The sequence below is a fragment of the Rhizobium sp. SJZ105 genome (assembly GCF_007828365.1).
GTDB classification, from domain to species: Bacteria; Pseudomonadota; Alphaproteobacteria; order Rhizobiales; family Rhizobiaceae; genus Agrobacterium; species Agrobacterium tumefaciens.
Map to the genome: position 1 here is coordinate 1 of NZ_VIUP01000031.1, position 9,814 is coordinate 9,814.

The 9,814-nt window shown below is 55.5% G+C and carries 9 protein-coding genes; 3 read left to right on the forward strand and 6 right to left on the reverse strand.

All coding sequences use genetic code 11. The features are described 5' to 3' along the window. Nucleotides 1-461: 461 nt before the first annotated feature. Both FB593_RS27190 and FB593_RS27195 read left to right on the forward strand, forming a co-directional pair. Complete coding sequence (locus FB593_RS27190) at nucleotides 462-896, forward strand: GNAT family N-acetyltransferase (RefSeq protein WP_145167626.1); 435 nt, start codon at nucleotides 462-464, stop codon at nucleotides 894-896. A 44-nt stretch (nucleotides 897-940) separates the two neighbouring features. Next, a complete protein-coding gene (locus FB593_RS27195) occupies nucleotides 941-2,380 on the forward strand; it encodes an IS1182 family transposase (protein WP_145167628.1) in 1,440 nt (479 codons plus the stop codon). Between the two features lie 204 nt (nucleotides 2,381-2,584). Here the strand turns inward: FB593_RS27195 and FB593_RS27200 are convergent, their stop codons facing one another. From FB593_RS27200 to FB593_RS27220, 5 genes are all read right to left on the reverse strand, one after another. Then, the gene (locus FB593_RS27200) at nucleotides 2,585-3,223 is read right to left on the reverse strand and encodes a VOC family protein (RefSeq protein WP_145167630.1); all 639 of its coding nucleotides are present in this window, start codon (nucleotides 3,221-3,223) and stop codon (nucleotides 2,585-2,587) included. 27 nt (nucleotides 3,224-3,250) lie between these two features. After that, nucleotides 3,251-4,618, reverse strand: coding sequence for an amidohydrolase family protein (locus FB593_RS27205; RefSeq protein ID WP_145167632.1), 1,368 nt, complete (start codon nucleotides 4,616-4,618; stop codon nucleotides 3,251-3,253). Between the two features lie 77 nt (nucleotides 4,619-4,695). Continuing rightward, nucleotides 4,696-5,481, reverse strand: coding sequence for an ATP-binding cassette domain-containing protein (locus FB593_RS27210; RefSeq protein WP_145167634.1), 786 nt, complete (start codon nucleotides 5,479-5,481; stop codon nucleotides 4,696-4,698). Next, entirely contained in the window at nucleotides 5,478-6,560 is a 1,083-nt protein-coding gene (locus tag FB593_RS27215) for an ABC transporter permease (RefSeq protein ID WP_210246056.1), read from the reverse strand. The genes FB593_RS27210 and FB593_RS27215 overlap by 4 nt, the downstream gene beginning before the upstream one ends. 105 nt (nucleotides 6,561-6,665) lie before the next feature. After that, entirely contained in the window at nucleotides 6,666-7,670 is a 1,005-nt protein-coding gene (locus FB593_RS27220) for a substrate-binding domain-containing protein (RefSeq protein ID WP_186448005.1), read from the reverse strand. Nucleotides 7,671-7,782: 112 nt separating this feature from the next. On the opposite strand from FB593_RS27220, the gene FB593_RS27225 reads away from it, so the two are divergent. Then, nucleotides 7,783-8,793 carry a LacI family DNA-binding transcriptional regulator gene (locus FB593_RS27225; protein WP_145167640.1) on the forward strand — a complete coding sequence of 337 codons (1,011 nt, stop codon included), beginning with the start codon at nucleotides 7,783-7,785 and terminating at the stop codon, nucleotides 8,791-8,793. Between the two features lie 73 nt (nucleotides 8,794-8,866). On the opposite strand, the gene FB593_RS27230 is transcribed toward FB593_RS27225, so the two are convergent. Next, nucleotides 8,867-9,721 carry a DMT family transporter gene (locus tag FB593_RS27230; protein ID WP_145167642.1) on the reverse strand — a complete coding sequence of 285 codons (855 nt, stop codon included), beginning with the start codon at nucleotides 9,719-9,721 and terminating at the stop codon, nucleotides 8,867-8,869. Nucleotides 9,722-9,814: the final 93 nt, after the last annotated feature.

Consider the following 9,814-nt stretch of genomic DNA (forward strand, 5'->3'; position numbering starts at 1 on the left):
TGGTCTTCCGGGGCGCGCCCCGGAAAACCAGCGGACGCAGCACCTGGGGAAGATTCAAACGGCACTATTGGGGAGTATTGCTCCGGTACTGACACTTCAACGTCGCGATGGCCACGCTGCTTATTGCCTCCCTGATTCCAATCATATTGGAATAGCGAGCTGCTTTAGAGAAGTGCGAGCGTCTTGATATGGGGCTGAAGGTCGAAAGTAGCTATCGAATCTGTCGCAAATGTCTGTCGCGAAAATTCGACTTTTGCGCCTGACTTTCGCGACAGAAATTCCCCTGAACTTTCAGACACGCCGAATCTGTCGCAAATGTTAGGCAGACCGTCCAAAAACTCCGGTTGCTTTTAGTCGTGCCGAACCGGGCTCTTCGAGTTATCCTGTTTCGACGCAACGCTGTCGGACGGGTGCTCGTCCTCAGCACTTGCCATTAATAGCGCCATTTAATGAGGGATCCGTTGTCGATAGCAGTTGAAGTCGAGGGCATTCCAGATGCCACCACGCGGCAGATTATCGACCAAGGACTGGATGAGTACAATTTCAGTAAGGCCGGCCCCGACAATGCGGAAGACCTATGGGTCATAGCACGCGATGGCGAGGGTTCGGTAAAGGGCGGAGTGAAGGCAAGGACCTTCTATGCCTGGATGTTCATTGATTGGCTTTGGGTGTCGAACTCGGTTCGAGGGGCCGGCGTTGGCAGTTTGTTGATGGACAAAGCCGAAGCAGTTGCGCGCGAGCGCGGCTGCATTGGGGCTTACGTTGATACCTTCAGTTTTCAAGCCCCAGGCTTCTACCGATCTCGCGGTTATGAAGAATTCGGACGGATTGACGGGTTGCCAGCAGGACACGCCTGCATTTGGCTGCGTAAGACGTTTGTCGCTGTCGAAATGTAAAACCTCGAGATTCCAGGGATCGGCGAGCTGTGATAGATTCTGCTATGGCTCATCTTTCAGGAACAGATCGCGCGCAATTGCTGCTTCTGCCGGAAGCGGTGGACGACTACGTCGGCACGGACAATCCGGTGCGCTTCATCGAGGCCTTCGTCGACGGCCTTGATCTTGCTGCCGCAGGCTTCGTGCGGGTGGCGGCGAAGGAGACGGGTCGTCCGGGCTATGATCCGGCCGATCTTTTGAAGCTCTACGTTTACGGCTACATCAACCGCGTGCGGTCCAGCCGACGGCTGGAGGCGGAGGCCCATCGCAACATTGAGGTGATCTGGCTGCTGCGGCACCTGAAGCCTGACTTCCGCACCATCGCCGATTTCCGCCGTGTCAACCGGTCGGCCTTCAGGCCGGTGTTTCGGGAGTTTGTCATCCTGTGCCGGCAGCTCGATCTGTTCGGACGGGAACTGCTGGCGGTCGATGGGACGCGCATCAAGGCAGTGAATAACAAGGATCGCAACTTCACACGGGGAGCGTTGACGAAGTTCATCCGCGAGGCCGACGAGAAGCTGGCCGATTACATGAAGAGGCTCGATGACAGCGACGCTGACGAAGACAAGGTGGCCAGCAGCGGCACCAATCGCAGCGATGGCAAACTCGCGGAAAAGATTGCGGCCATCCAGGGCAAGCGGGATCGCCACAAGGCGCTGCTGGATGAGTTGGATCGCACTGGCGAGGACCAGATCTCGCTGACCGATCCGGATGCCCGCGCCATGGCCCGCATGACGAAGGTCGGCGTCGGCTACAACATCCAGGTTGCCGTTGATGTGAAGCACAAGCTGATCGCCGAGCAGGAGGTCTGCAATCAGGTCCTGGACATGGGGCTCCTTGCGCCAACGGTCGAGGCGGCGATGGAAACGCTTGGTGTCGACAGGATTGAGGCGGTCGCGGACCGGGGCTACTTCAAGATCGAGGATATCGAGGCTTGCGAGAATGCAGGCATCACCGCCTATGTTCCCAAGCCGATCCGCGGCCCGGCCGTGGCCGAGGGGTTCTTCTCCAAAGAGGAATTCCGCTACGACCCGGACAAGGACATCTACCTTTGCCCCGCAGATCAGGTGCTCTCACCCCGCCATTTTGGCAAGTCCCGCGACAATGTGAAGATCGACTATGTCAACCGCGACGCCTGCAAGGCGTGCAGCCTGCGCGAACACTGCACCAGAAGCTTCCGTCGCGTGTCGCGTCTAGAGAACGAGGCGGTGATCGACCGCATGGCGGCGCGTCTCGCCGCGCGGCCCGACATTCTGAACCAACGGCGCGAGAGCGTCGAGCACCCGTTCGGCACGATCAAGCAGTGGATGTATCAGGGCGCGTTCCTGATGCGGGGACTGGAAAACGTCCGCGCAGAGTTCAGCCTGACGGCGCTAGCCTATAACATCAAAAGAGCCCTCACCCTTGTCGGCGTTTCGGGTCTGATTGCTGCTGTCAGGACATAACAGCCCCACTGTGCGCACTTTCTGAACCAAATGGCGCATTCAAAAACGCTCAAAACGCCTTGTCGGGCTCTTTGGACATCGAAATCAGGGAAATCTCTTCACCCGTAGAGCTCCGGCACTGAAAAGCGCAGGACTTCATTCAGCCAAAGAGTTTTAGGACGGTCTGTAGGATATTTGCGACAATTCGATTGTGAGCTGCCAATGCTAGCTCGCAAACGACGCAGATCCCAACCTTACGAGACCGTGGTCAGTTTCAATTATGGCCGAGATTGATGCTTCCTCACTTTCTTCGACGACAGCACCATCTATACCTAACCTAGAATAGGCTCGCTGCAGGGCGTCGGCCTGTGGGTGACGCACCTGAATTTGATATAATGAGCCTGCTGTCGGAGCAGACGACGACGGATGTGGCGAGGCCAGCCAGTCTATGAAAATCGGTAGGAAGTAACCCAGTTTGTGCCCACCGAATCGGAGCAAACGCCACTCCATTTTGCCACCATCAGGTAGCTGACGCGTCCAATCAGAAGGGCCTGCGGCATCATATCCAAGAGATTGCACAACAGCGGCAGACTGAAAAAGATCATCGGAGGCAAGACAGAAGGTGAATACGCCGTTCTGCTGCAGCTTGGAAAATGCTTCTCCCTCAGTTCCGACAATGTCTTGTTGAGGGTCTGGCCCTATGACTTCAAGGTACTGTCCCGGCCCAAGGGACAGGAGAGCGTTTTGGGTACCGTTACCCTTGTGGCGGCCGCCCGCCCTTGGTCGCACACCCAGCAAGTCGAATATTTGCTGGATGCCATCTTCAAGATCGGAACAGGCCCAACCGATGTGATCGATAATCATTTCTTTTCCTTTGGGGGAAGGGCTGTATCAGGCTTTGCCGCTGTCCCGAATCCCTTTGGGCGGAAAGCCAAAAGCCTTTTCGTGGCCGTGCGCTTTAACAATTTCCGCCGTAGCGCTACGCAAGTTATCCTTCTTGCTCGTCAGGTCATAATAATCGTACGGGTTGTCGGCCATAAAGAAGCGGGCAAGATCAATGGCCTGATTTTCGGCAAGGAAACCCTCGGAGATCTCCTTTTGAAGGGTTCGCCTGAACCAGTCGCGGCACTGGTAGCTGTAGCCCACAGACGCAGCAGGAAGATGAGCGTCTCCACCGAATATGAAGAGCTTGTTCTTGGGAGCGGCATGCATGTACCGGCGCAGGAAGTCGCTGGCATGCAGCGGATTGATGCTCCAAGCCCAGCACATGTCTACGGAAACATTTGCGTAGTGTTTCGCCAGCGCGATCATCTCGTCCGAGTGAGGATAGGCAATGTGCATCAAGACGAAGCGGGTACGAGGGTTCGCCCTGATCAAACCGTCAAGATTTCCGGCCCGTAGGTTTTCGGTAGGCATAAAGTTGTTTTTCGCAAAATACCCCGTATGGATTTTCCAAGGCAGATTATGAGCTGCGCATTGCTCCGCGATACGCGATAAACACCAGTCGCCAAGGCACAGGCGATCGGCTTCCGATGCGTCTGATCTGGCTTGCCGGACTTTCTGCAGGGCCAAGGCGGCATCTTCGTTGCTGCGTGGGCTCCACTTTAATGTTCTGGCGTAGGCGTGTTGCGTCTTCACTGCCACTGCATAACGAGAGCTGATTGCAAACAATGTGCCGATTGCGGCTTCCAAAGCTTCAAGAGAGCCTATCTTCTCCCCGAGCTGGTCTTCAATCTGATTGAAGTCCGGATTTCCTGCCGCAAAGTCGAACATGTTCAAATCATATAAGAAAAAATCCTGGCCGATCATTTCGTGCGGTAAAGGTCGGGAGTTCGTGTCAATTTGGACATGATCTAGGCCGGCCACGTCCTTCAGGATCGTAAGCCGCTCCCCTTCTGTCCCCGGATACGGGTTACTCTGCTGCGCCGTCGTTACAGTGTCTGGAGTTAGCTGATCAATTGAAAACAAGTGCCTGGCGGTTAACTTCACCGCCTCGGCATAGCCAGTGTGCTGAATGTTATTCCAGTATGACTGGATATCCCTGAAACGTTTGCCAACATCTCCGCTGCCAGGATCGATGAGCGCTGCCAGTTGTTCTTCCGCGGCGCCTGCAGATTGAAGATCATGGACGACGTAGTTGTCAAAGAGCTGCGTGAGCACGTCTGGTTTCGAGGCGCAATAATAATGCTCATACTCCGTGTGCTCGTGAGTGCTGCACATCGGGCTGGAATAAATGAAATCTGTCAGTTCGGTAGACATGGGCGTCCCCTTTCGTGATCGTCGTTACGGAGCCGCCTTTAACGGCTTTGATGCGAATTCGGCCTTTGCCACGAAAGCTAGGCCTCCCTTGAAACGAGTTCCGTCAGGCCTTGCAGGTTCACCTCTCCCCGTTCGAACGAGCCGATGACGCGGCCCCTTGCAAACACGACAAGATGGTCGGCGATTTCCAGCGCGTGATTGAAGTTGTGGGTTATAAGAATGACGGCGTTGCCCATCTGTCGCGCCCGGTCGATGTGCTCGATTACCCGGGTCGCTTGTCGGACCGCGAGCGCAGCAGTCGGCTCGTCGAGAATAAGGCAGGAGGAACCGAAATACATCGCCCTGGCGATGGCGAGAGACTGTTTCTGGCCGCCAGACAGTGTTGCGGCTCTTGAGCGTAGGCTGCCCCTTAGCTTGACCCCCAACCCATCGAGAGCTTCTTTCGCGAGGCGATCAGCCGCCTTGGCATCATAAATCCGGAACTTCCAGAATCCCTTCGTGGGCTCTTGCCCAAGAACAATATTCCGGGTGACAGAGAGCAGATCGCAGACGGCGAGATCCTGATAGCAGGTTGCGATCCCCAGCGCCCTGGCCTCGTTTGGGTCATAGAGCGTAACCTTCCGGCCCTTGAACCGCAGCTCGCCCGCATCTGGCCGATAAACGCCTGAAAGGATCTTGATCAGTGTCGATTTTCCGGCACCATTATCTCCCAGGAGAACTGTTACCTTTCCGGCCCAGGCTTTCAGGGAGACGTCGGAAAGCGCTGTGGTCGCGCCGAAATATTTTGCGATGTTGACGGCTTCGAGGACGGGTGTAGCGTCAACAGCTTGAGCTGCGCCGTTTGGCTGAACATGTGCCGTCATTTCTGCGCCTCCTGCTTCACCTGCGATGTAACGGAAGCTTCGCTCTCGATCGCACCAGGGGGTATGGGCTGCAATGGCGGTATAAGCTGCCTCGCGTCTCCTTCCGGTTCTTCCACTGTCATTGGAGCAATGCGCGATATGAGCGTACTGAACCAGTTGTTGACCAGAACAGCGCCGACGACAATCACACCCATGATCGTCGTGTAAAGAAATCCCGGCGCAGAAACGAGCACAAGGCCGGTCTGGATGGATGCAAGCACGATTGCGCCCATCATGGCTCCGATTGCAGAACCATACCCCCCGGACAGGAGCGTTCCTCCGATAACGGAAACCGCAACCGCCTGAAGTTCAATCCCTGTCCCACGCATGGCATCGACACTGGCGAATCTCGCGACCTGCATGACGCCGACAATCCCTGCAAGACCCCCGGAGAGCGTAAAAGCAAGGATGGTCGTCCTGTTTACATTGACCCCTAGATTATGGGCGGCCTTCGCATTCTGACCAACAGCTTGTATCCAGTTGCCAAGGCGCGTTCTAAGCAAGAGGATCGTCGCGAGAACGGTGATCAGGATAAACCAGACGAGCGACATCCTCATCCCGCCAAACAATATCGGGCCGGCAATCACATTGGACACTTCACGAGGCATATCAACTGACTTTGGAAAGCCCCCAGTGAACGCGAGAAGCATGCCCCTGTAGACGAGCGACGTTCCCAACGTGATGATGAAGGAATGGATGCCAGTCTTCGTCTGGAGCAGGCCATTGACGAGACCGAGAGCGCATGCGCCGGCGATGGCGAAGAAAATTGCAAAGACCGGTGACAGTCCAAAATCGTTCATGAGCGTGACGACAAAAAAAGAAGTCAATCCAAGAATCGCTCCGACCGAGAGGTCAAAGTGGCCTGCAATCAAAAGGATTGTCATGCCGATGCTGACGATACCCAATTCGGCTGCAACGCTGCTGACCGACGCCAACGTAGGGATTGTCAGAAACAACGGCGACATGATGCTGAATACGGTGATTACCACAATTGCAGCGCCAACGGCTGTGAATTCAGGCCGCAATAGCAATTCACGCATACGCTCTGCTGCGTTTCGTGAACGCTCAGACAGGTGTTTTTGAGACATAGGTGTTGATCCAATGGCGTGGACAGGCCTCGGCAAACCGCCGAGACCTGTATCGGATTACCGGTAGCCTGCCGAAACAAGCGGAGCGACTTTTTCGATATTCGATTGATCGACGATTGCTGGCCCTGTCAGAAATGCATTGGCCGGGATGAGGCCGTACTTCAGGTAATGGGTCATCAGCAGGACCGGGATGTAGCCGCGCCAATATTGCTGCTGATCGATCGTAAAGTTCAGCTTCCCGGATTTCAGCGCCGCGACGCCGTTCTCGTCCAGATCCCAGCCGGCGAGTACCAGATCTGAAAGCCCTGCCCTCTCTTTCGCTTCAAGATAGGGAGCAATCGGTGAGCATGCGGAAATCATGGCCCTGGTATCCGGATGCGCTCGCAGGTAATTGGTCATCGTCTCTGCGATCTGGCCCGGATCGAGAGTGAGCTCTTGAACTTCTGCCGTCAGATTCGCGGCTTTCAGGGTGTCGATGACACCGGCTGCGCGTGGTTGGCAGGTCGCGCTGTCACCTGGCTGTGGATTGCCAACGACGACATGGCCGGTTTTGATGGTTTCCAGTAGTTTCTTTGCGATGGTGACACCACCCGCATATTCGTCGGCGCCAACGTGGAAGAGGAAAGGATCGTTAAGATCACGAAGCTGGGTTCCTTTTCCGGCTTGAGGACCGAGTGCGCTCCCGAAAGCTATGCCTTGCGCTTTGCCTTGCTCGATGACGTCATAATAGGATTTGTCATCTCCGATGCCATTGATGATAATTCCGTCAGCGCCGCCGGCAATTGCTGCTGTGATCGTTTCAACTTGTGCAGGAAGAGTGGGAGTGCTCGGAAAGATGTAGGTGAAATCGACTCCAAGGTCCTTGGCTGCGTCCTCAGCCCCCTTATTCAGGTAGGCGAAGAAGCCGGTCGGTGCAGCTACACCAATGTGTACAATTTTCAGGCGTTTTTCCTGGGCAAACGCCGGCGCGGCCAAGATCACCGCACCGATAACTGCCGCCGAAACCACCCTCGTAATGCTCCCAACCCGAAAGCCGGGTGCTTTCCAATTATTCATTTTCATTTGTTCCATCCTCTGATCGCGCCACTTTGGTGACATCTCTAACAAAATCAGCTTAGACTGTTGGTATCCCGCTAGGAATTTCAATAATGTTGGGAATCCAACAGAGGTAGATATGAAGGTCGGAAAAAAAGCATCTTTTGCGGACGTGGCACTAGCTGCTGGCGTTAGCGTGGGAACGGTCGATCGCGTAATCAACGGACGTGGCAATGTGAAAGCCGAAACAGAGCAGCGTGTGCTGAAATGCGCCCGTGATCTTCGCCTGGATCGTATGCTTAGTCTCCGGCCAACTCGAATTTTGAAGCTTGGTGTCGTACTGCAAAACCGCAGCAATCCGTTCTATAAAGAACTGGTTGATGCCTTGAGGCAGTGTGCCTTCGATTACGGCTACCTCAATGTTCAGCTTGCCTTCTATTTTTACGAGCGCCTTGATCATCGCGATGTCGTGGAAAAGATCGGGATGGCGTCGGCGGGTTGTGATGGCGTCTTGGTGGACGTATTCGAACATCCGCAGATAAGAGATATTCTTCAGAGGTTAGCCATCAGTCTGCCTGTCTTTACGCTGGCATCAGATCTCCCTGGGATTGGAAGCATCAGCTTCATCGGTGTCGATGCTCGGTCGGAAGGGAGGGTCGCCGGCGAATTGATGGGTCGTTTTTTGGGAGCGGCAGGGGGGGACGTTTTGCTCATCTCCGGCCTTCAATCGTTTCATTGTCATGAACAACGAGAAATGGGCTTCCGGTCCGTCCTGCGCGATAGGTTCCCTCAGTGTACATTCGCCAAGCCCGTTGAGAGTCAAGAGGATGAGATTTCGACGGAACTCCTTGTGAAGAATGCTTTGTCGGAGAATAATAACATTGCCGGGATATATAATATCTCCGTGGGTAGCAAAGTCATAGCCGAGTTTCTTCGAAACACGGGGAAGCGTAATGTACAGCTTATCAGCCACGAGCTAACGCAAGAAAACAGAGCATTGCTAAAAGAGGGCTTGGTTGACGCCATCATAGACCAGGACCCTGTATCGGAAGCGCGGGTCGCCGTGCAGAGATTTCTGGCTTACTACGGCAGATACGATGGTCAGCCGGGTCGCCCTGAGTTTCGTATCTATCTGCGCGAGAATTGCTGACCCAGGTTTCGCAAAAATCCCGACATTTGCTCAATATGGTACCCTGACTTATGCAACGCGGCAAAATTGCGGATCAATTGGCCCTTGCACTGTCCAATCGCCGCTCTTCCCTCACTGCACGTTGGCGGCCGATCTGCAACATTGCGATACTGGCAAGCACCAGAGCGATCGCTCCGATTTCCAAAACTCCGACTTTCTCACCGACGGCCCAACCGATCAGCAAGGCTATATTCGGAGTGATATAGGTTGCACCCGAGGCTGCGACCGCGCCCAGCTCTTGCAGCAGGTAATAATAGATCAGGAACGCCATCCCGGTTCCCAGGACGCCAAGACCGATCGCGACACCCGCTGCAGCGTGCCAGTTCTGCAGAATGTTGCCCATTCCCGTTCGATCGGTGATCGCCAGGAGCACCAGCAGGGCCAGCCCGGTTTGCCATGTGGCGAGCGCAAGGGGTGGCAGATTGTGGGGCGACAGGAAGCGGCGGACATAGACGTAGGAGAGGCCGAGGATGGTGGTCGCGGCCAGCATCCAGAAGACCCCCGTTATGTCGATGGTCCGATCCGACCCTTCCCACGGCCGCGCGATCAGGATGATGCCGGCGAAACCGACAAGAACGCCTGCGAGCATCAAAGCATTAAGCTTTTCACTGCGCAGGAACAGGAGGGTGGCGATCGTCGTGAACAGCGAGATCGAGCCCCCGAGCACGCCGGCGATGCCGGAGGGAAGAAGTGCCGTGCCCTCCGCGATCGCGAAGTAGTAGAAGGTGGTTGCCAGCACGGCCATGACGAGGAAATGCGGCAGGTGGCGCACCTGATCCCGGTGGATCACGCCTTTTCGCCAGGCGACGATGGCGAGCGGGAGGAACCCGAAGAACACCCGCAGAAGCGTTATTTGCAACGGAGTGATCAGTTCCGCCGCCCATTTCAGTGGAGTAAGAAGCGCAGAAGCACTTCTCCTCCCCGAACCGTACGTGCACCTTTCAGCGCATACGGCTCTCTATTCAAGCTTGGCCCATGGCCA